The organism is Bacillus xiapuensis (genome assembly GCF_002797355.1).
Lineage (GTDB): Bacteria > Bacillota > Bacilli > Bacillales > Domibacillaceae > Bacillus_CE > Bacillus_CE xiapuensis.
In genome coordinates this window covers 1,936,750-1,958,099 of record NZ_KZ454939.1, presented here as the reverse complement: position 1 = coordinate 1,958,099, position 21,350 = coordinate 1,936,750, and the positions used below count along the sequence as shown (strand labels likewise).

17 protein-coding genes and 1 CRISPR repeat array are annotated in these 21,350 nt (G+C 43.8%); of the genes, 16 read left to right on the top strand and 1 reads right to left on the bottom strand.

All coding sequences use genetic code 11. From position 1 onward, the window contains the following. Nucleotides 1–131 precede the first annotated feature (131 nt). The 10 genes from lepA (at nucleotide 132) to CEF20_RS09710 (ending at nucleotide 14,183) form a co-directional block, all read left to right on the top strand. Nucleotides 132–1,961 carry a translation elongation factor 4 gene (gene lepA / locus CEF20_RS09760; protein WP_100331628.1) on the top strand — a complete coding sequence of 610 codons (1,830 nt, stop codon included), beginning with the start codon at nucleotides 132–134 and terminating at the stop codon, nucleotides 1,959–1,961. A 73-nt stretch (nucleotides 1,962–2,034) separates the two neighbouring features. Then, nucleotides 2,035–3,177, top strand: a complete 1,143-nt coding sequence (gene hemW, locus CEF20_RS09755) for a radical SAM family heme chaperone HemW (RefSeq protein ID WP_100331627.1) — start codon at nucleotides 2,035–2,037, stop codon at nucleotides 3,175–3,177. Between the two features lie 106 nt (nucleotides 3,178–3,283). After that, complete coding sequence (gene hrcA / locus CEF20_RS09750) at nucleotides 3,284–4,312, top strand: heat-inducible transcriptional repressor HrcA (RefSeq protein ID WP_100331626.1); 1,029 nt, start codon at nucleotides 3,284–3,286, stop codon at nucleotides 4,310–4,312. 97 nt (nucleotides 4,313–4,409) lie between these two features. Continuing rightward, complete coding sequence (gene grpE, locus CEF20_RS09745; protein WP_100331625.1) at nucleotides 4,410–4,979, top strand: nucleotide exchange factor GrpE; 570 nt, start codon at nucleotides 4,410–4,412, stop codon at nucleotides 4,977–4,979. Nucleotides 4,980–5,012: 33 nt separating this feature from the next. Continuing rightward, complete coding sequence (gene dnaK, locus CEF20_RS09740) at nucleotides 5,013–6,836, top strand: molecular chaperone DnaK (RefSeq protein WP_100331624.1); 1,824 nt, start codon at nucleotides 5,013–5,015, stop codon at nucleotides 6,834–6,836. A 173-nt stretch (nucleotides 6,837–7,009) separates the two neighbouring features. Next, entirely contained in the window at nucleotides 7,010–8,125 is a 1,116-nt protein-coding gene (dnaJ, locus tag CEF20_RS09735; RefSeq protein WP_100331623.1) for a molecular chaperone DnaJ, read from the top strand. 21 nt (nucleotides 8,126–8,146) lie between these two features. Beyond that, a complete protein-coding gene (prmA, locus tag CEF20_RS09730) occupies nucleotides 8,147–9,088 on the top strand; it encodes a 50S ribosomal protein L11 methyltransferase (RefSeq protein WP_100331622.1) in 942 nt (313 codons plus the stop codon). A gap of 45 nt (nucleotides 9,089–9,133) precedes the next feature. Further along, nucleotides 9,134–9,892, top strand: a complete 759-nt coding sequence (locus CEF20_RS09725; protein WP_100331621.1) for a 16S rRNA (uracil(1498)-N(3))-methyltransferase — start codon at nucleotides 9,134–9,136, stop codon at nucleotides 9,890–9,892. 433 nt (nucleotides 9,893–10,325) lie between these two features. Further along, nucleotides 10,326–11,288: direct repeats of the CRISPR family, unit length 32 nt; unit sequence GTCACTCTCTACATGAGAGTGTGGATTGAAAT. 1,351 nt (nucleotides 11,289–12,639) lie between these two features. Then, complete coding sequence (locus CEF20_RS09715; RefSeq protein WP_100331619.1) at nucleotides 12,640–13,212, top strand: dihydrofolate reductase family protein; 573 nt, start codon at nucleotides 12,640–12,642, stop codon at nucleotides 13,210–13,212. A gap of 347 nt (nucleotides 13,213–13,559) precedes the next feature. Next, complete coding sequence (locus CEF20_RS09710; protein WP_100332073.1) at nucleotides 13,560–14,183, top strand: YdhK family protein; 624 nt, start codon at nucleotides 13,560–13,562, stop codon at nucleotides 14,181–14,183. Between the two features lie 138 nt (nucleotides 14,184–14,321). Here the strand turns inward: CEF20_RS09710 and CEF20_RS09705 are convergent, their stop codons facing one another. Then, the gene (locus CEF20_RS09705; protein ID WP_232713425.1) at nucleotides 14,322–16,133 is read right to left on the bottom strand and encodes an IS1182 family transposase; all 1,812 of its coding nucleotides are present in this window, start codon (nucleotides 16,131–16,133) and stop codon (nucleotides 14,322–14,324) included. Between CEF20_RS09705 and CEF20_RS09700 the strand changes: the two genes are divergently transcribed. The 6 genes from CEF20_RS09700 (at nucleotide 16,122) to CEF20_RS09670 (ending at nucleotide 21,341) form a co-directional block, all read left to right on the top strand. Further along, complete coding sequence (locus CEF20_RS09700; protein ID WP_100331618.1) at nucleotides 16,122–16,409, top strand: hypothetical protein; 288 nt, start codon at nucleotides 16,122–16,124, stop codon at nucleotides 16,407–16,409. The two genes, CEF20_RS09705 and CEF20_RS09700, sit on opposite strands and share 12 nt — an antisense overlap. Nucleotides 16,410–16,941: 532 nt before the next feature. Next, nucleotides 16,942–18,297, top strand: a complete 1,356-nt coding sequence (gene mtaB, locus CEF20_RS09690; protein WP_100331616.1) for a tRNA (N(6)-L-threonylcarbamoyladenosine(37)-C(2))-methylthiotransferase MtaB — start codon at nucleotides 16,942–16,944, stop codon at nucleotides 18,295–18,297. A gap of 151 nt (nucleotides 18,298–18,448) precedes the next feature. Continuing rightward, nucleotides 18,449–19,132: a deoxyribose-phosphate aldolase gene (deoC, locus tag CEF20_RS09685; RefSeq protein WP_100331615.1), complete on the top strand. Its 684-nt coding sequence runs from the start codon at nucleotides 18,449–18,451 to the stop codon at nucleotides 19,130–19,132. 121 nt (nucleotides 19,133–19,253) lie between these two features. Next, a complete protein-coding gene (gene rpsU / locus CEF20_RS09680; protein WP_100331614.1) occupies nucleotides 19,254–19,427 on the top strand; it encodes a 30S ribosomal protein S21 in 174 nt (57 codons plus the stop codon). 19 nt (nucleotides 19,428–19,446) lie between these two features. After that, the gene (locus tag CEF20_RS09675) at nucleotides 19,447–19,893 is read left to right on the top strand and encodes a GatB/YqeY domain-containing protein (protein WP_100331613.1); all 447 of its coding nucleotides are present in this window, start codon (nucleotides 19,447–19,449) and stop codon (nucleotides 19,891–19,893) included. Between the two features lie 104 nt (nucleotides 19,894–19,997). Continuing rightward, entirely contained in the window at nucleotides 19,998–21,341 is a 1,344-nt protein-coding gene (locus CEF20_RS09670; RefSeq protein WP_100331612.1) for an NfeD family protein, read from the top strand. Nucleotides 21,342–21,350 lie beyond the last annotated feature (9 nt).

Here is a 21,350-nt window from a genome sequence, read left to right as displayed (position 1 = left end):
ATCTCAGGAAGTCTGGCTGCTTTTTGCTCCGGCGGTCATTGCCTTCCTTCCTTGTTCATTGTCAATTGCATTTCTGGCTGATATAATCAAGACTAGTACACATGTGCCGACTAACAGGAGTGAAGAAAAGTATGGACCATAAAGAGAGATTAACTAGACAAAAGCGTATCCGGAATTTCTCGATTATTGCTCATATTGACCATGGGAAATCGACTTTAGCAGACCGGATTTTAGAATATACGCATGCCTTAACAGCCCGTGAAATGAAAAGCCAGCTCTTGGATTCCATGGATCTGGAGCGGGAACGCGGCATTACCATTAAATTGAATGCGGTACAATTAAAGTATAAAGCGCAGGATGGACAGGAGTACATCTTTCATTTAATTGACACGCCGGGACATGTAGATTTCACCTACGAAGTCTCCCGAAGCTTGGCTGCCTGCGAAGGAGCAATATTGGTGGTGGATGCTGCCCAAGGTATTGAAGCGCAGACGCTGGCGAATGTGTATCTGGCTTTGGATAATGACTTGGAAATATTGCCTGTTATCAACAAGATTGATTTGCCGGCAGCAGAACCGGAGCGCGTTCGCCAAGAGGTGGAGGATGTCATCGGCTTGGACGCATCGGAGGCTGTGCTCGCATCGGCCAAGGCAGGGATTGGGATCGGAGAAATACTGGAGCAAATCGTAGAGAAGGTGCCGGCTCCTGCCGGTGATCCGGAAGCGCCGCTGAAAGCGCTGATTTTTGATTCCCTGTACGATGCTTACCGCGGAGTAGTGGCGTATATACGAATTGTAGACGGCACTGTCAAAGTGGGAGACAAAGTGAGGATGATGGCGACGGGAAAAGAGTTTGAAGTGACGGAAATAGGCGTATTCACGCCAAAAACAACGCCTTGTGCTGAGCTGACTGTCGGCGATGTTGGGTATTTGACAGCGGCCATAAAAAATGTTGGCGATACCCGAGTGGGGGATACGATCACTTCTGCTGAAAATCCGGCTGAAGAAGCGCTGCCGGGATACCGCAAATTAAATCCGATGGTATATTGCGGACTCTATCCAATTGATTCCTCTAAATTTAATGATCTGAGAGAAGCGCTTGAAAAGCTGGAATTAAATGATTCCGCGCTTCAATTTGAACCGGAGACCTCACAGGCTCTCGGCTTTGGCTTCCGCTGCGGATTTCTTGGATTGCTCCATATGGAAATCATTCAAGAGCGGATTGAGCGCGAATTCAAGATCGATTTAATTACAACCGCTCCGAGTGTAATTTATAATGTGCGGATGACAAACGGGGAGGAAGTTCACGTTGATAACCCATCAAACATGCCGGATCCTCAGAAGATAGACAGCGTGGAAGAGCCTTACGTTAAGGCTTCTATCATGGTGCCAAATGATTTCGTTGGAGCGGTCATGGAGCTTGCTCAAGGGAAACGCGGCAACTTTATTGACATGCAATATATGGATGAGAATCGCGTGAATGTCATTTATGAGATTCCGCTGTCGGAAATCGTGTACGACTTTTTTGATCAGCTGAAGTCGAATACGAAGGGCTATGCTTCTTTTGATTATGAGCTAATTGGCTACCAGCCTTCCAAGCTTGTGAAGATGGATATTTTGCTGAACGGTGAAAAAGTCGATGCTTTGAGCTTTATCGTTCATCGTGATTTTGCTTATGAACGCGGCAAGGTCATCGTAGAAAAGTTAAAGGAACTGATTCCCAGACAGCAGTTTGAGGTGCCGGTTCAAGCGGCTATCGGCCAAAAGATCGTGGCTCGCTCCACGATTAAATCCATGGGCAAAAATGTATTGGCCAAATGTTACGGCGGAGATATTTCCCGGAAACGAAAGCTTCTCGAGAAACAAAAGGAAGGAAAGAAACGGATGAAGCAGGTCGGTTCCGTTGAAGTTCCGCAGGAAGCATTCATGGCTGTTTTAAAGATGGATGATCAAAATAAATAATTTAACAAGGGAAAGGGAAGGCGTTGAAGCTGACCCTTTTCTTGTTATTTCACCAGGATAGAGGAGTTTTCATATGATACGATCCGCTTATATTCATATCCCTTTTTGCCGGCAGATTTGTCATTATTGTGACTTTAACAAAGTTTTTTTAAAGAATCAGCCGGTGGAGACGTATTTAGAAATGCTGGCAGCTGAGATGCAATACACAATGGAAAAGCACCCGACGGATCGAATAGATACCTTATTCGTTGGAGGAGGAACCCCCACTGCTCTAAGCGCGGCTCAATTGGAGAAGCTTTGCCGCTCTATTCGCCGCTCGCTTCCGTTTCAGGCAGGAGAATTTACTTTTGAAGCAAACCCCGGGGATTTAACTGCGGAACAATTAAAGGTGCTCAAGGAATATGGGGTGAATCGCTTAAGCATCGGTGTGCAGTCATTCGATGATGAGATGCTGCGGGCGATCGGTCGCACGCACAAAAGCCGGGATGTTTTCACGACGATTGAACGGGCGCAAGCGAACGGCTTTGACAACATCAGCATTGATCTGATGTATGCTCTTCCGAATCAAACGCTGGAAAATTTTCGGGACGACCTAAAGCGAGCGCTTCATCTGGATTTGCCGCATTATTCCGGCTATTCATTAATTATTGAGCCGAAAACCGTTTTTTACAATTTAATGAGAAAAGACGCCCTGCCGCTTCCGAAAGTCGAAACCGAAGCAGCCATGTATGAAGAATTGATGGAGCAAATGGCTGCCTATGGCTTAGAGCAATATGAAATCAGTAATTTCGCCAAACCGGGTTTTGAGAGCGCTCATAATTTAACATATTGGCACAATGAAGAATATTATGGATTCGGAGCAGGCGCACACGGGTATGTTAATGGAGTGAGAACAGCCAACCATGGCCCCTTGAAGAAATACATGGAGCCTTTAATGAACGGAGCATTGCCGATCTTATCGGAAACACGTGTGTCGCGGGCAGAAATGATGGAGGAAGAAATGTTTCTCGGCTTGCGCAAAACGCGGGGCGTATCGAAAAGCGTCTTTCAGCGAAAGTTCGGCTGCTCTCCTCTGGAGGTGTTCCAAGAGCCAATTGCAGAAATGAAAGAGCGAGGCTTGTTGGACTTTGACAGCGAGGAAAGAATCTTTCTGACCCATGAAGGGAAGCTGCTCGGCAACGAAGTGTTTCAATCATTTTTATTAACGCTGAAATAATCGATGGAAACGTAAGCGCGTCCGTTGACATTGCCAGCCGATTTTGTTAATTTTATTTATAGATTTAGCACTCAAGATTAGAGAGTGCTAAAAGAGGTGATAAACGTTGTTAACAGATCGTCAGCTGCTCATCTTGCAAGTCATCATTGATGATTTTATTCGATCTGCGCAACCGGTAGGCTCACGAAGCTTAGCCGAAAAAGAGGAAGTAACTTTCAGTTCAGCCACGATTCGCAACGAGATGGCAGAGCTTGAGAGCCTCGGTTTCTTGGAGAAAACACATACTTCTTCGGGAAGAGTGCCATCAGAGAAAGGGTACCGTTATTATGTCGATCATCTGCTGCACCCCGAGAAGCTAAACAGAATAGAAATGCAGACGATTCATTCTATATTTTCTGACCGCATGTATGAACTGGAGAAGATCGTACAAAAGTCAGCCAAAATTTTATCCGATCTGACCAATTACACCGCTATTGTCTTAGGGCCAGAAATAATGGACAATAAAGTAAAAAGGCTGCAAATCGTTCCTTTAAGAAAAGATACCGCTATTGCCATTATTGTCACAGACACCGGACATGTCGAAAACCGCACATTTTCGCTGCCGGAAAATGTGGATGCTTCTGATATAGAGAAGATGGTGAACATCTTAAATGAGCGGCTGATTGGTGTTCCCCTTTCGGAATTACATGATAGGCTTTACAAAGAAATCGTCGTGCTGATGCGGCGGCATATTTATAATTATGAGTCCATGCTTTCCATGTTTGCGAGCGCTGTGGATATACCGGTGAACGAAAAATTATTCTTCGGCGGCAAAACGAATATGCTGAATCAGCCGGAATTTCGCGATATCGAAAAAGTGCGCTTAGTGATGGATATGATTGAGCAGGAGGAAGGCATTTATCAGCTGATCAGCGATATTCCAACGGGCATTCAGGTGAAGATTGGCAAGGAAAATCAGAATGCGGCCATGGAGCATTGCAGCTTAATCACGGCGTCCTATTCCGTTGGAGAAGAGCAAGTAGGCACCATCGCCATATTGGGTCCGACGCGCATGGAATACTCGCGAGTAATCAGTCTCATTGATTTTCTTAGTCATGACATGACAAAAGCATTAACGAAGTTGTATCATAATTAGGTGGAATTGGCTGGGAGCGGAGATTGGCATGCTTGCTGATTTCCTTCTCTTTTTGTCTATACTATAAGAGCTGGAAGCTTTAAAGGAGGTGAAACGAATGGCGGAAGAAAAACATTTGAACGAGGAAGAGCTCGAACAAACAAATGATGAGCCATTAACAGAAGAAGCGGCGGAGGAAACAGCTGAAGAAGCAGCGGATGCTGAAAAAGAAGCTTCTTTTGAGAAAATAGATGAACTCGAGAAAAAGCTTGAAGAGGCAGAGAACTCCTATTTACGACTGCGCGCTGACTTTGATAATTTCCGCAGGAGAACGAATTTAGAGCGTGAAGCGGCAGAAAAATATCGGGCGCAAAGCTTGATTTCCGATTTGCTGCCATTGATTGATAACTTTGAACGCGCGCTGAAGGTTGAAGCGACCAATGAACAGACCAAGTCCGTTTTACAAGGAATGGAAATGGTTTATAATGGGCTGATCGCCGCTTTAGAAAAGGAAGGCGTAGAAGTGATCGAAGCCGTAGGCAAAGAATTTGACCCTCACATTCATCAGGCCGTGATGACCGATCATGATGAAAACCACGGAGAAAACATCGTGGTAGAAGAGTTCCAAAAAGGGTATAAATTAAAAGATCGAGTGATTCGCCCATCGATGGTGAAAGTGAATCAATAAATCATTACATAATAATCTGGGAGGTTTTCGCAAATGAGCAAAATTATCGGCATCGACTTAGGTACAACGAACTCATGTGTGGCGGTTCTTGAAGGCGGAGAAGCCAAAGTCATTCCGAACCCGGAAGGCAATCGCACGACTCCATCTGTTGTTGCCTTTAAGAACGGAGAACGTCAAGTAGGGGAAGTGGCTAAGCGCCAAGCAATCACAAACCCGAATACCGTGATCTCCATCAAGCGTCACATGGGAACGGATTATAAAGTGAACATTGAAGGGAAAGACTATTCTCCGCAAGAGATTTCTGCTATGATTCTGCAGCATTTAAAATCCTATGCGGAAGATTACTTAGGCGAAAAGGTCGAAAAAGCGGTTATTACCGTACCTGCTTACTTTAACGATGCGGAGCGTCAAGCAACAAAGGATGCCGGGAAAATTGCCGGTCTAGAAGTGGAACGGATTATCAACGAACCGACTGCGGCCGCTCTTGCCTACGGTATGGATAAAATGGAAGAAGACCAAACGATCTTAGTCTATGACCTTGGCGGCGGTACATTTGACGTTTCCATCCTGGAATTGGGAGACGGCGTGTTTGAAGTTCGTTCTACAGCCGGGGACAATCGTCTGGGAGGAGACGACTTCGACCAAGTCATTATCGACTATTTAGTTCAAGAATTCAAAAAAGAAAATGGCATTGATTTATCGCAGGATAAGATGGCCATGCAGCGCCTGAAAGATGCGGCAGAGAAAGCGAAAAAAGATCTTTCAGGCGTGACCTCCACACAAATTTCTCTTCCGTTTATCACAGCGGGAGAAGCGGGACCGCTTCACTTGGAAGTGAATTTAACCCGCGCGAAATTTGAAGAGCTTTCAGCTGACCTTGTGGAGCGTACAATGGGTCCTGTCCGCCAGGCGCTTCAAGATGCGGACTTGTCCACTTCCGATATTGATAAAGTCATCCTAGTCGGAGGATCCACACGCATCCCAGCTGTTCAAGAAGCAATCCGCAAAGCGACAGGCAAGGAGCCGCATAAAGGTGTGAATCCCGATGAAGTAGTCGCAATGGGAGCTGCGGTACAAGGCGGCGTATTAACTGGCGATGTTAAAGACGTAGTGCTTTTAGACGTCACTCCGCTTTCTTTAGGAATTGAAACAATGGGCGGCGTTTTTACAAAGTTAATTGACCGCAATACAACCATTCCGACTTCTAAATCGCAAGTGTTCTCTACTGCTGCTGACAATCAGACAGCTGTTGATATTCATGTGCTTCAAGGAGAGCGCCCAATGGCAGCCGACAACAAAACACTTGGCCGCTTCCAATTAACAGATATTCCGCCGGCACCTCGCGGCATTCCGCAAATTGAAGTGACATTCGATATCGATAAAAACGGCATCGTGAATGTAAGCGCCAAAGACATGGGCACAGGCAAACAGCAAAACATTACAATTAAATCTTCTTCCGGTCTTTCTGACGAAGAAATTGAACGCATGGTCAAAGAGGCGGAAGAAAACGCTGAAGCTGATAAAAAGCTTAAAGAAGAAGCGGAATTGCGGAACGAAGCAGATCAGCTCATTTTCACAACTGAAAAAACTTTAAAAGAGCTTGAAGGTAAAGTAGATGAGGAAGAAGTGAAAAAAGCGGAAGATGCGAAGGAAGCTTTAAAAGCCGCAATGGAGAAAAACGAGCTTGAAGAAATTCGTTCGAAGAAAGAAGCTCTGTCAGAAATTGTGCAAAATCTGTCCGTGAAGCTGTATGAAGAAGCCGCTAAGCAGGCGCAGGCACAGCAAGGACAATCAGGTGATCAAAAAGGCGATGACGTTGTTGACGCTGAATTTGAAGAAGTAAAGGACGATAAGTAATCGCTGAGTCTTAAGCCTTTTCGTCATGCAGCTATAGTCAAAGTCAAGGAACTCTTGACTTTGACTTTTTTCATGAAAAGCCGAAATGAAGCGACCATCATTAACTATTCACTATTTAGGAAAAACTATGTTAAAATAGCCTTTATGTGAAAGGAATCGGGGAGTGAACAGTGATGAGTAAACGAGATTATTATGAAGTGCTCGGCGTTGAGAAAAACGCTTCAAAGGAAGAAATAAAAAAAGCGTATCGTAAGCTCTCAAAAAAGTATCATCCGGATATCAATAAAGAGCCGGGAGCAGATGAGAAGTTCAAAGAAGTGAAGGAAGCTTATGAAGTGTTAAGCGACGAGCAAAAGCGGGCACAATACGATCAATTTGGCCACGCCGATCCCAATCAAGGCTTTGGAGGCGCCGACTTTGGCGGCTTCGGCGGATTTGAAGATATTTTCAGCACCTTTTTCGGCGGCGGCGGCCGCAGAAGAGACCCTAATGCACCGCGCCAAGGGGCCGATTTACAGTACACGATGACCATTTCATTTGAGGAGGCCGTATTTGGAAAGGAAACGGAAATTGAAATTCCCAAAGAAGAGACATGCGGCACTTGTCACGGCTCAGGAGCGAAGCCGGGCACCTCTCCTGAAACATGTTCACATTGTCACGGTTCGGGCCAGTTAAGTGTTGAACAGAACACGCCATTTGGGCGGATTGTCAATCGCCGCACATGCCCGTACTGCAGCGGAACTGGAAAGATGATTAAAGAGAAATGCTCGACTTGCGGCGGCGACGGAACCGTTACAAAGAATAAAACTATCAATGTGAAAATTCCAGCAGGAATCGATGATGGCCAGCAGCTTCGAGTCACAGGACAAGGCGAAGCCGGAGTCAACGGCGGCCCTGCCGGAGATTTATATATCGTCTTTCGCGTCCTTCCTCATGAGTTATTTGAACGCGATGGCGATGACATTTTCTGCGAAATTCCGATTACATTCGTTCAGGCTGCTCTTGGAGATGAAATTGAAGTGCCGACCCTTCACGGCAAGATTAAGCTGAAGGTGCCTGCCGGTACGCAAACAGGCACAAAGTTTCGCTTGCGCGGCAAAGGCGTTCCGAATGTTCGCGGGTATGGCACGGGAGATCAGCATATCCGTGTAAAGGTCATTACGCCAACGAAATTAAACGAGAAACAAAAACACTTGCTGCGAGAGTTTGCTGAAGTAAGCGGAGAAATGCTGGATGAACAAGAACAAGGCTTTTTTGATAAAGTCAAACGCGCACTGAAGCGTGATTAATCAAGAATGGAGTGGCAGTACATGAAGTGGTCTGAAATTAGCATTCAAACAACCAACGAAGCAGTAGAGGCTATTTCAAATATTTTACACGAGGCAGGCGCGAGCGGAGTAGTCATCGAAGATCCTTTTGAACTCGAAAGGGAACGAAAAGATCAATTTGGCGAGATCTACCAATTGGATCCCGGTGATTATCCGGAAGAGGGGGTCATTGTGAAAGCCTACTTGCCTGTCAGCAGCTTTCTTAACGAAACAGTAGAAGGAATTGCCGACTCCATTAAGAATCTCACTGCTTATCATATCGATATCGGCCAAAATGTCATGAAGGTCACAGAAGTGAATGAAGAAGATTGGGCCACTGCATGGAAGCAATACTATAATCCGGTGAAAATTTCTGAAAAATTCACTGTCGTTCCTACCTGGGAAGATTACCGGCCGGTTAGCACAGATGAACTGATTATTGAGCTGGATCCCGGGATGGCTTTTGGCACGGGCACTCATCCGACTACGGTAATGTGCTTGCAAGCGCTGGAACGCTTCGTGAAATCTGGTGATTATGTCGTGGATGTCGGCACAGGCTCAGGCGTGCTGAGCATAGGAGCAGCTCTCCTTGGAGCGCAGAAAGTGACCGCTTTGGATCTGGATGCGGTTGCGGTTGCAGCGGCTAAGGAGAACATCAGGCTGAACGGCGTAGAGGACAAAGTGACCGTGGCTCAGAACAACCTGCTGGATGGCATTCATGACCCAGCGGATATAGTAGTAGCGAATATTTTGGCTAAGGTAATCATGTCGTTTACACATGAAGTAGCTCAAATCGTAAAGCCGGGCGGCTACTTTATTTCTTCTGGAATCATCGGGCAAAAGCGCGAAGAAGTAAAAGATGCGATTGCAGCGAATGGATTTGAAATCGAAGAGACGATGTGGATGGAAGACTGGGTGGCCATTATTGCCAAAAAGAATTCCTGACTGTATGCATCAGTTATTAAAATGATAGAAGACGAGGTGACAGTCTTGCAGCGTTATTTTGTAAATGAACGGCCAGCTGACGGTCAGCCCGTCAAAATCACAGGAGAAGATTTCCATCATTTATCGCGGGTCATGCGCATGGAAATAGGCAGCCATGTATACGTCGTTTTTCCCGACGGAGAAGCCGCAACAGCAGAGATTGAGGAATTTTCCGATGATTATGCGCTGGCTTGTATAGTAGAGTGGATTCATGATAAGAAGGAGCTGCCGATTGATGTCGCCATTGGGAGCGGCTTGCCGAAAGGGGATAAGCTGGAGCTTGTCATTCAAAAGGGAACGGAACTGGGAGCCAGCCTGTTTATCCCTTTTCATGCGGATCGTTCCATCGTCAAGTGGGATGAAAAGAAGGCGGAGAAAAAGAAAGAGCGCTGGGCTAAGATTGCAAAGGAAGCCGCTGAGCAATCCCATCGAAACCGCATACCGGATGTGTCTAAGCCGGTGAACCTCGAGGGAATGATCGAAATAGGAAAAGGCTATTCCCATAAATTATTCGCCTACGAGGAAGAGGCGAAGCAAGGCGAGAAGAAGGCCTTCTGCCAAGCCCTAGCCGAGGTGCAGCCCGGAGAGAAATTGCTGATTATTTTTGGACCGGAAGGCGGATTTTCTACAAAAGAAGCGGAGCAGCTTAAAAGCAGCGGATTCATTCCGTGCGGGCTCGGGCCGAGAATACTGCGGACTGAAACAGCACCGCTTTACGCTCTATCGGCTATATCCTACCATTTTGAACTAATGAGGGGGCAATAGGCCAACTAAGGCATCCTAAACAATCGGTTATGCCACAGTAACCATAGCTAGATTCCGTCAACATTCAGTATTCATAAGAATAGATGAACTTATTGTTTCTATAAGTATTTATGGAGAAGAGCAGTTTAATTAGTTTTGCTAATTAAAGCTCTTTTTTTGAGTGTACTAAAATATAGAGATCAATAAGTAATAAATAATGAAATGCTATTTATAGAGATTGCAAGGACAATAGATAAAAAAAACAGTGTCGTCTAATGGATCACCATCAGGACGTATAATAGCATGGTGCGAACCCCAAGCTCACATAAAAAACCAGGGGGATTCGCACTCTTTTTTCTCCTTTTTAGAGGAAAATCCACGAAAGGCCAGTTAAATCATTTTCAGTTAACACAAAATATAGTATGCTTAGTAGGCGAGGCTACCATATCTCGCTGTCACTCTCTACATGAGAGTGTGGATTGAAATAATAAAGGTGCTGGAAGTTGAAATTTTGGAATATGTCACTCTCTACATGAGAGTGTGGATTGAAATCATCGTTGTACGCAATATTATATCAACTGACTCAGTCACTCTCTACATGAGAGTGTGGATTGAAATCACGAGAGGATTACGAAGCACCGGAAGATAAGAAGTCACTCTCTACATGAGAGTGTGGATTGAAATGAAAGCATTTTGAGTGGGTTGCGCATAAAGCTAAAGTCACTCTCTACATGAGAGTGTGGATTGAAATTTTTTCGCCGGAATCTCTTCTATATAAGGAGACAGTCACTCTCTACATGAGAGTGTGGATTGAAATAGTGATCAGACAAAGTGTGTCATGATTAATTACCGTCACTCTCTACATGAGAGTGTGGATTGAAATTCGATAAAGAATTTATTAAGATCGTAAAAAATAGTCACTCTCTACATGAGAGTGTGGATTGAAATTGGTTTACCTATTATACAAAGTCGCTAACCACCGAGTCACTCTCTACATGAGAGTGTGGATTGAAATGTACCTTCGGAGTATCAGCTGAGGATGCCCGCGCTGGTCACTCTCTACATGAGAGTGTGGATTGAAATGAAACTAAAGTGAGTTTAAGCGATCTTCCGAAGCTGTCACTCTCTACATGAGAGTGTGGATTGAAATTCTGTTAAATTGGCTGGTTTTTTAGCTATTTATGCGTCACTCTCTACATGAGAGTGTGGATTGAAATGGGGATACGAAGACGGAAAAGTGCTAGGCAAAGGCGTCACTCTCTACATGAGAGTGTGGATTGAAATCTTGCTGGCGATTGCGCGTCTTATTTCAGCTAGGGTCACTCTCTACATGAGAGTGTGGATTGAAATACCTCCCCAGCTAATAGCCAGAGAGGTGAGGATTGGTCACTCTCTACACGAAAGTTCGGGTTGAAACCTGCATAAAAAAAAGTAAAACCATCACTTAATTAGCAAGCATTATTTGCTAAAAGTAATGGTTTTTATTTTTTACAACATTGATTTCTAATTCGTTTTTCTCTTTTTGAAAAAATTATATATAAGAAAAATTAATGCCACTATAAAAATTAACCAACCAACCTGAAATGCTATATCAAACCAATTAACTTCTGAGATTTTCATAAAAAACGCCTCCTTTTTTAAAAGTATCAAAATTTGACTGTATACGTTACTGAATGGATTCTGCTAACACATTCAATTAGTTCGGCTTCTGCGAACAAGATAAATGAGAAAATAGATAAAGAATATCACTCTTCATTCCACTTGATGAGTGTTTCACCACAACCACATTCATTGAGTCTTTGCCCTTAGTGAGCCTCCTCATTTTATAAATGCTCCATTTCTAACAGATCTTTACTCCATTGCAGGCTCTAAACTTAAAGTTGGTCGCTTTCAGCACGCGATCCCGTATTCTTGGATTTGTTCAAAACTAAGAATTGTGAAGGGAGAAAATGTTAAATATGGATAATAGTAATCTTAGCATAAAATTACCCATAAAAGAAGGAAGGGGGATGCTAGACTAAAAAGTAGAAGCAGATTGATATATGGAATATATATTAACTACAACGAGGTGCTTTTCTCATGTCTCAATAACCATTAACTTTGGGGGAAAAACAATATGCGCAAAGGAATTGACGGCATGGCTGCGCTGATCCAGCACTCTTTCAGACTGACTGGTTCGTACAGCGATTCCAAATTTCTGTTTGCCGGATGGAAAAAAGATCGGTATAAATCACGGTTATGCTCGGCTCGTCTAAAGACTGGGCAAATATACAAAAAATTTTTGAAGGTGACTTTTACTCTGTGTCTTCGCTGTTAAAGTCTGATAGCATTAAATAGAAAGAGATTTCATCAAGAAAAAGCCCTTTGTTGAGAACATCACTCCTTGGGAGAGGCTCAAATATGCATCGTATAAGGCTTTCATTGTCCTGCATTCGATGTGAAATTCGGCTTGTATTTGGAGTGGAAAAAAAGCATTTTGCGGGCTGAACAGTAGATTTAGTATTTATTTACCAAATACCAAGGTCCAGCATGAGTACCGGCTCCCTCATAAATAAACAGAAGCACTTAGAAGGAATGAACTCTTTTAATGGAAAATGTAAATATTTGATAGATTGCTGAAATCTTGCTATATTACCCTGGGAACAAATAGCAGGAGAACATTACGAATGTGAGCTTACGTTAAAACAACAGCTTTCCAATGGGATAAACGCTATATTGAATCCTCACTTGTTGATTAGTTAATGAAAAACTGAAAAGGAAGAAGAGCTATGACAAACAACACAAAACAGAGAAAAGTAATATTAGATTTAGCAGTCACTTTAGATGGTTTTATTGAAGGAAAAAATGGGGAAGTTGATTGGTGCGTTATGGACCCTGATATGGGGTTTACTGATTTCCTGAATCAAATTGATACTATTTTATACGGCAGAAAAAGCTATGACTTGTGGGGACAATATATTCCAAAAAATGAAGACGCTGATATCGAAAAGGAAATTTGGGAGCTGGTTCATAGTAAAGAGAAATATGTGTTTTCCAGAACGCAGAAAGGGACGGATAATCAAGCAAGATTTATAAATGATAATATTCTTGAAGAAGTAAATAAATTGAAGGAAAGGCCTGGTAAAGACATCTGGCTGTATGGCGGAGCCAGTCTTATGACAGCGTTTATAAATTTAGGGCTTGTTGATGAATTTAGATTATCCATTCACCCTGTTGTTCTGGGAGAAGGAAAACCGTTATTTAGCGATATAAAACAGAGGATAAATTTAAAAATGGTGAAGACAAGAACGTTCTCTTCCGGCGTTGTGCAAATAATCTATCATTGGAATGGTAAGCAATAATAAAGATTATAAAGGACGAATCCCAAACAGTTTTTTTCTCCAGCGTTTATTTATAAAAGATAAAGAAATGTTTAATCTTCCTTCCAACGTGGAAATCTTTTCATGAAGAAATGTTATTGGACAAAATCTTTGCAGTTTTACATAAATGATATAGATTCTTTGTCCAATTATATAGTTAGTAATTGTAAGAAAGGCAGCCCGATGCCTTGTATAAGCGATGTGATGGTGGAAAGAATGATTAAAAAAGGAAAAGGTCTGGGAAGAGCACGGGCGAAATTAGGGAACATGTTTACCTGAGGCAGATGGCTTGTTTATTTGGCATGGAATTGAAATTTGATATTGAGGTGATGAATTTGAAAAAGCTCGGTTATGGGATTGTTTTGGTTCTGATGTTAGTGCTTGCAGCATGCGGGCAAAATAATGATGGGGCAAATGACAAAGAAGAGGAAAAGCAGCAGACTGCTGAAGATCAGAAGAAAACAGAAGAAAGTTCGGAGATGGCCGATTCAAATATGGAAGAAGGCCATAGCGGGATGGAACATTCCGAGTCAGGAGAAATCCCTAAAGGACTTGAGAAAGCTCAAAACCCCAAATACCCTGTTGGCAGCAAGGCAATGATCGAAACAGATCATATGAAAGGCATGAAGGGTGCAGAAGCAACAATTGTTGGAGCGTTTGATACCACGGCATATGTTGTTTCCTATGACCCCACTACTGGCGGTAAAAGGGTTGAAAATCATAAATGGGTCATTCAGCAGGAAATAAAAGATGCCGGAGATAAGGAACTGAAGCCTGGAGATCAAGTAGTGATTGAAGCGGATCATATGAAAGGCATGAAAGGAGCAAAAGCAGTGATTGACTCCGCTGAAAAGACTGTTGTATATATGATTGATTATGTTCCTACAACAGGAGGAAAAACAGTAAAGAATCATAAATGGGTGACGGAGGATGAATTGTCGCCTGTGAAGTAAATGAATAAAAAGAGCCTGTTTATATTGAGAAATGTAAAACAGGAATGGTTTTTTGAATTTCTGGCATTCATGAGGAAGAAGTGCGCATAGTGGTGGAGAAAAATCTTTTCAAAATAAAAAAGAAATGAAAAGATATAATTAGAGGCTGGGACTAAACATAGTGAAAATCAAAATGGGGCTGTCCCATAAGCCCCTAAAATAAGAACGCGGAGAGAAAAACAACTCGTTTTTCTCTCCGCGTTCTTTCATTGTAAGCGGGTTTCCTGAAAATGTTTGGGCTAGGCCCGCCATTTTCAGGAAGTTGTGGGCTAACGCCACAATCCCAAATTCCGTGTGCACCTTGTCGATCCCCCGCAAGGAAAATCTGCGGAACGACCGATTGCCCTTGATATGACCGAACGCACTTTCGACCTCGACTTTCCGCCGGGCATAAATCGGTGTGTTCTCGTCAGACCAAAGGCTGTTCTTGGCTTTTGCTTTCATTTCTTCGTACACGGGGTTGTAATGAATCTGCCGGTTCCCTTTCGATTTTGTGCATAGGGCTTTCAGCGGGCAGTCTGTACAATCCTCACATTCATAAATTTTAAAATCTCTCTTCATCCCGTAAGAATCCGTACGGGTGGAATAACGTTTGAAGCGAATGCGGCGGTCATTCGGACAGATATATACGTCATCTTCTTCTATATAGGTCCAGTTCCTTGGCTGGAAACGATCTTTTTTATACCTGCGTTTTTGTTCTTTCAGATAGGTATTATAAGGAATCAAATAGTCCATTTTTTCTTCCGTCGCATATACATAGTTGCTTTCGCTTCCATAGCCGGCATCGGCGATCACTTTTTTCGGAAACGGCAGGCGAGAGCCTTTCAGTTTCTCCATGTGCGGAATGAAACAGCGAGTATCCGTTGGGCGCTGGTGAATGGTATAGAACAAAACAAATTGGTTTTCCGTTGCCATCTGCACATTGTAGCCAGGCTTTAGCTGTCCGTTTTTCATGTGATCTTCTTTCATTCTCATAAACGTGGCATCTGTATCGGTTTTGGAAAAGCTGTTTCGGTCGCCGTATGTCTCCATTTGTTGTTTATATTTCACCAGGCGCGGAATAAAATCCCTGCTTACGGATTTTGCCAGCTTTTGAACAAAGGATCGCTTTTGGCGCTTAGCCTTGCGTTCTTTCCTATCTTCTTGCGCCACGTCTTTCTCTATCTGTTCCATTTTCTTTTCCAGAACCGTTTCCACTTGCGCCAATTGTTCAGGGCTGACTTTTTTCGCCTCCAGGCATTCCGCGATCATAGAAGCTTCATCTGCCTCCACGATCTCTTGAATGTGGTGCAGGGTCTCCTTGATCTTCTCTCTTAATTTCGCTTCAAATCTCATCGTCGCTTTTTTCCAGGAAAAGGAGTATTTATTGGCATTTGCCTCGATCTTTGTGCCGTCCAGAAAATAGTTCTCCATGGAAATATATTGGTTTTCAATCAAGAGGAGAATCATTTCCTCGAACAGCGTGTCGATCATGGATTTCATCTGCCCGCTGCGGAAACGGTTAATCGTACGGAAATCTGGTTTTTGCATGGCAGAGAGCCAAATCATCGGCAGGTTTTCGTCTAGCATCTTCGCGATTCCTCGGCAGGAATAGACCTTTTGCGAGTACGCATAAAGAAGAATTTTGACCATCATTTTGGGGTGATAGGCACTTCGGCCGCCGCCTTTATAAGGCTTGATGAACAGCTCATCGGGCATGTTTTCAATCATCTCATGGATAAAACGGGAGACATGGTGTGCAGGAATCCAGTCACTGAGATCCATCGGAAGCATCAGCTGGTCTGTTTGATAGGAAACAAAGACAGGTTTGGAACGGAAGTTCTTTTTTTGCGTGGACACCTCTTCCGTTTCTAGTGGTAAAGACAACTGGTCCGTGTTATAATTTGTGGGAGTAGTCTTTTGGCTGCTCATAAAAAAATCGCTCCTTTTGTATGTGTTGGTTTGGTTACTTACATTTTACAAGAAAGAGCGATTTTTTTGTGCTTAAAAATAGAAAAAAAACAGGGGCCGTCCTCAAAAGTCGGTTTCACCGACTTTTGGGACAGCCCCATTACTTTTAGGCTTATCCCAATTCCAATGATTTTCCACTCAGGTCTCAGCCTGCTTTTATTTTTCAAAACCAGGCGGAAGAAGAGGTTCAACACCTTTATGGGGATGAGCAGACATGCTTTTCACAAGAACGTTTGATCGACCATTGTCCGAGCGCTTTAACTAAAGAAGAAAAAGGATTCGTTGCTTCGTGGTGCGAGGAAGGGGGGCAAGCGGAACATCTTGATCAATCCTTATAGCATATGCGACACGTCCTCAAGTACAACAAAACGACAAGCTGATAAGTGTTTCAAACGGTATCAGGGAACGATTTCAAAGGTAGCTGAAGCCTTGATTGTATGTGAAGAAGAGTTGTTGGATGCGATCATTTCACCGCTTTCCAACGAGAGAATGGAGGGAACCATCAATAAAATCAAACTCCTCAAATGAGGTGGTTTTGGACACCGTAGCCGACGCTTATTTTTTCCTGCTTCTTTGCTTGGAAACCGGACATTGAGATTTTCATCCCCGGTTTTTTGGTGATAAACCATTCATAAATGGCGATAGAAAAAATTCCAGTAAAAACATGATTGAAACGATGAGCTAATTAGGTTAGAAAGAAAGTATAATGATATGATATTATTAATTTCGTTGACATTGTTTGAGTGGATATAATGAAAGGATGAAATATATGAGTAAAGAGCTTCGTAAAACCGTAGCTATGTATACTTTAGGTTGTAAAGTAAATCATTATGAAACAGAAGCGATTTGGCAGCTGTTTAAACAGCAAAATTATGAACGGGTAGACTTTGAATCGGCAGCGGATGTATATGTGATCAACACTTGTACCGTAACCAATACAGGTGACAAGAAAAGCCGCCAAGTGATTCGCCGCGCTGTTCGTAAAAATCCCGATGCCGTCATTTGCGTCACTGGCTGCTATGCCCAAACCTCTCCTGCTGAGATCATGGCTATTCCTGGAGTGGATGTCGTTGTCGGAACGCAGGATCGCGTGAAGATGCTTGATTACATTGAACAATTTAAAAAAGAGCGGCAGCCGATTAACGGTGTGGGTAATATTATGAAGAATCGCGTGTATGAGGAATTAGACGTTCCCGCCTTTACGGACCGCACCCGCGCTTCTTTGAAAATACAAGAAGGCTGCAATAATTTCTGCACGTTTTGTATTATTCCATGGGCGCGCGGTTTAATGCGCTCCCGTGATCCGCAAGAAGTTCTCCGGCAAGCTCAGCAGCTGGTGGATGCCGGCTATAAAGAGATTGTATTAACGGGGATCCATACGGGCGGCTACGGTTCAGATATGAAGGATTACAACTTGGCTATGCTTCTTCGGGACTTGGAGCAAGTCAAAGGGTTAAAGCGCGTTCGCATTTCTTCCATTGAAGCGAGCCAGTTAACCGATGAAGTGATTGAGGTGATTGACCGTTCCAACATTGTAGTGAGACATTTGCACATTCCGCTGCAATCAGGATCAGACACCGTATTGAAAAGAATGCGGCGCAAATATACAATGGAGCAATTCGCAGACCGCTTAAACCGATTGAAAGAGGCGCTTCCCGGTCTTGCTGTTACGTCTGATGTCATTGTCGGATTTCCAGGCGAAACGGAAGAGGAGTTTATGGAAACGTATCGCTTTGTTAAAGAGCATAAATTCTCAGAGCTTCATGTGTTCCCTTATTCTAAACGGACAGGCACACCGGCTGCCCGCATGGAGAATCAGGTCGATGAAGAGGTGAAACATGACCGCGTTCACCGCTTGATTGCGCTGTCTGATCAGCTGGCTAAAGAATATGCCTCCCGTTTTGAAGGAGAGGTTTTGGAAGTGATTCCCGAGGAGCGTTTTAAAGAAACAGATCGGGATGACCTGTATGTAGGCTATACAGATAACTATTTGAAAGTCGTCTTCCCGGCAACAGAAGCGATGGTCGGGCAGATCGTAAAGGTGAAAATTACCCAAGCCGGCTATCCCCATAATGAGGGACAATTTGTCCGCGTGATGGAAGATGAGCTTAAGACGGCGAAATAAGAAAGAGCCTTTTGTGCAAAATCTGCATAAAAGGCTTTTATTTTTATCAAAATAGGGTAATTTTAAAATCGAATGCCCGCTTTCTCGCATTTTCCAGCTGTCGATGATAAGATAAAGAGGTACGGACAACTCTTCTGGAGGGAGATTATTCATGATAACGAAACAATTTGGAGATATGGCCAAAACAATTGATCATACGCTGTTAAAAGCGGACGCAACAAAAGAGGAAATAAAAAAGCTGTGCGAAGAAGCTAAAGCATATGGGTTTGCTTCGGTATGTGTGAATCCTTCATGGGTCGCTTTTGCTAGCGAGCAGTTAGCAGGGACGGAAGTGAAAGTGTGCACAGTCATCGGTTTTCCTTTAGGGGCTACCACAACCGAAGTAAAAGCCTTTGAAACAAAAGACGTCATTCAAAAAGGCGCTCAGGAAGTGGATATGGTTCTCAATATTGGCGCATTAAAAGACGGCGACGAGGAAACGGTTCTGAAAGATATTCAAGCCGTGACGGCTGCTGCCAAAGGAAAGGCGCTATCTAAAGTAATTATTGAAACGAGTTTATTGACAGATGAAGAAAAGCAAAAAGCTTGTCAGCTGGCCGTTGCGGCTGGAGCGGATTATGTGAAAACATCCACCGGTTTCTCAACAGGCGGAGCGACGGTTGAAGATGTGGCCTTAATGAGACGGACAGTAGGGCCTCATGTGGGAGTGAAAGCATCCGGCGGCGTGCGCAGCAAAGAGGATGCGGAGAACATGATTAAAGCCGGGGCGACTAGGATCGGCGCCAGCTCAGGGGTGAAGATCATCCAAGGGCTGAAGTCAGATTCTTCCTACTAAACGAAAAGCTTGTAAAGAAAATTTCTTGACCGCTTCAGCAGCATGTATTATAATTATTTAGTACATGGAATTTCCATAACGGAACATGTAATCGTAAGTGTTCGGAGGGAGGGAAAGAGAAATGTCAAAAACAGTTGTTCGCAAAAACGAATCGCTTGAAGATGCTCTACGTCGTTTCAAACGTTCTGTTTCCAAAACTGGAACTTTACAAGAATATAGAAAACGTGAATTTTATGAAAAACCAAGCGTAAAGCGTAAAAAGAAATCTGAAGCGGCTAGAAAACGTAAGTGGTAAAGAGAGAGAGGGTATAAGAATGAGTCTTCTCGAGCGTTTAAACAATGATATGAAGCAAGCGATGAAAAATAAAGAAAAAGATAAATTGACTGTCATTCGCATGTTGAAAGCGGCTTTGCAAAACGAGGCTATTAAAGCTGGACATAAAGAATTGACAGAAGATGAAGAATTGACGGTTCTTTCTCGCGAAGTGAAACAACGCAAAGACTCCCTCCATGAATTTGAGAAAGCGGGACGCGCAGATCTTGTTTCAAAAATTCAGACTGAACTAACTTACGTGAACGAATATATGCCGCAGCAGCTTTCAGACGAAGAATTGGAAGCAATGGTCAAAGAAACGATTGCGGAAGTTCAGGCTTCTTCGAAAGCGGATATCGGTAAAGTGATGAGCGCGCTTATGCCGAAAGTGAAAGGAAAAGCGGACGGCGGCGCTGTTAATAAGCTGGTTCAGAAGCATTTGTCATAAAAAAAGAGACAGCAATTGATTGCTGTCTCTTTTTTTATGATCTCAATTTGCAGTGCTTCTTTTAATAGTGAAACTTTTTCCTTACAATGAACGTATAGAGAGTAATGAACTTAGAAAAGGCGGTGGGTTTTATACGTCGTTTTCAATTATTAGCTGCTGGTTTCATTCTCCTGATCATCGGATTCATCCTGTCTCCCTCCCCCTCCAATGCAGAGAATCATGCTGTGTATGTCATTCCTGTTCATAATGAAGTGGAAAAGGGTCTGCATGCCTTTTTAAAGAGGGGATTTGAAGAGGCGGAGGCAAACGGCGCTCAGTTAATTGTGCTGGATATTCACACGCCGGGAGGACAAGTAAATGCCGCCGGTGAAATTGGCAAGCTGCTAGATGAAACAAAGATTCGCACAGTCGCCTTCATCAATGATCGCGCCTTATCAGCAGGGGCCTTTATTTCTCTTCATGCAGACGCCATTTATATGGTTCCCAATGCTCAAATAGGGGCAGCTGCGATTATCGATCAGCAGGGGAATGCGGCTGATAAAAAGGCGCAAAGCTATTGGCGCTCAGCGATGAAGAGCGCAGCTGAAAATAATGGGTTAGATCCTTTGTATGCAATGGCGATGGCCGATCCCGCGATCCATCTGCCGCAGTACCATGCCCCAAAAGGCGAACTGTTAACATTTTCTTCAAAGGAAGCGCTTGAGACAGGCTATTCTAAAGCAACCGTTCGGCATTTGGATGATGTGCTGAAGGCGGAACAGGCGGCCCAAGCGCCGCTGAAAAAGGTGGAAGAAAGCTGGGCAGACAAGGTCGCCCGCTTTGTTACCAGTCCGGTGGTCGTTCCAATCTTATTATCACTAGCAAGCCTTGGCTTGATTTTAGAGCTGTATTCTCCGGGGTTCGGTCTTCCTGGTTCTATTGGCCTCTCCTCGCTTTTGCTGTTCTTCTATGGGCATCTTGTGGCGGGGCTGGCAGGGTATGAGTCGATTGTGCTTTTTGCCATTGGCGTCCTGCTCGTTTTGGCGGAGCTGTTTTTGCCAGGCGGGATTGCTGGTTTTCTTGGAATATCGGCCGTCGCCGGCAGTATTATCCTTGCCGGAGAGGATGTTAAGTGGATGGGCATGTCGATACTGATTGCTGTAGCTGTTGCTCTTCTGGGAATGATTTTAATGGTAAAGGTGCTTGGTAAAAAAATGAAATTTTTTAAAAGGATGATATTGTCGGACTCGACCAATACGGAAAGCGGTTATGTCTCTAACATAAGCCGTTTAGAACTGATTGGCAAAACCGGTCTTGCGAAAACGCCATTTCGGCCCGCAGGCACTGTCATTGTGGATGGCGAGCGGATTGATGCGGTTACGGAAGGCGGTTTTATCGAAGCGCAAAAGAAAGTCATTATTGTCAAGGTGGAGGGCTCACGCATCGTCGTGAGAGAAATAGAAGAATAAAGGAGGCGT

Bases quoted from the DNA above. Each gene is read 5' to 3' on its own strand.
- lepA (WP_100331628.1), top strand. From the start codon at position 132: ATGGACCATAAAGAGAGATTAACTAGACAAAAGCGTATCCGGAATTTC.
- hemW (WP_100331627.1), top strand. From the start codon at position 2,035: ATGATACGATCCGCTTATATTCATATCCCTTTTTGCCGGCAGATTTGT.
- grpE (WP_100331625.1), top strand. From the start codon at position 4,410: ATGGCGGAAGAAAAACATTTGAACGAGGAAGAGCTCGAACAAACAAAT.
- dnaK (WP_100331624.1), top strand. From the start codon at position 5,013: ATGAGCAAAATTATCGGCATCGACTTAGGTACAACGAACTCATGTGTG.
- dnaJ (WP_100331623.1), top strand. From the start codon at position 7,010: ATGAGTAAACGAGATTATTATGAAGTGCTCGGCGTTGAGAAAAACGCT.
- prmA (WP_100331622.1), top strand. From the start codon at position 8,147: ATGAAGTGGTCTGAAATTAGCATTCAAACAACCAACGAAGCAGTAGAG.
- CEF20_RS09715 (WP_100331619.1), top strand. From the start codon at position 12,640: ATGACAAACAACACAAAACAGAGAAAAGTAATATTAGATTTAGCAGTC.
- CEF20_RS09710 (WP_100332073.1), top strand. From the start codon at position 13,560: ATGAATTTGAAAAAGCTCGGTTATGGGATTGTTTTGGTTCTGATGTTA.
- CEF20_RS09705 (WP_232713425.1), bottom strand. From the start codon at position 16,133: ATGAGCAGCCAAAAGACTACTCCCACAAATTATAACACGGACCAGTTG.
- mtaB (WP_100331616.1), top strand. From the start codon at position 16,942: ATGAGTAAAGAGCTTCGTAAAACCGTAGCTATGTATACTTTAGGTTGT.
- deoC (WP_100331615.1), top strand. From the start codon at position 18,449: ATGATAACGAAACAATTTGGAGATATGGCCAAAACAATTGATCATACG.
- rpsU (WP_100331614.1), top strand. From the start codon at position 19,254: ATGTCAAAAACAGTTGTTCGCAAAAACGAATCGCTTGAAGATGCTCTA.
- CEF20_RS09675 (WP_100331613.1), top strand. From the start codon at position 19,447: ATGAGTCTTCTCGAGCGTTTAAACAATGATATGAAGCAAGCGATGAAA.
- CEF20_RS09670 (WP_100331612.1), top strand. From the start codon at position 19,998: ATGAACTTAGAAAAGGCGGTGGGTTTTATACGTCGTTTTCAATTATTA.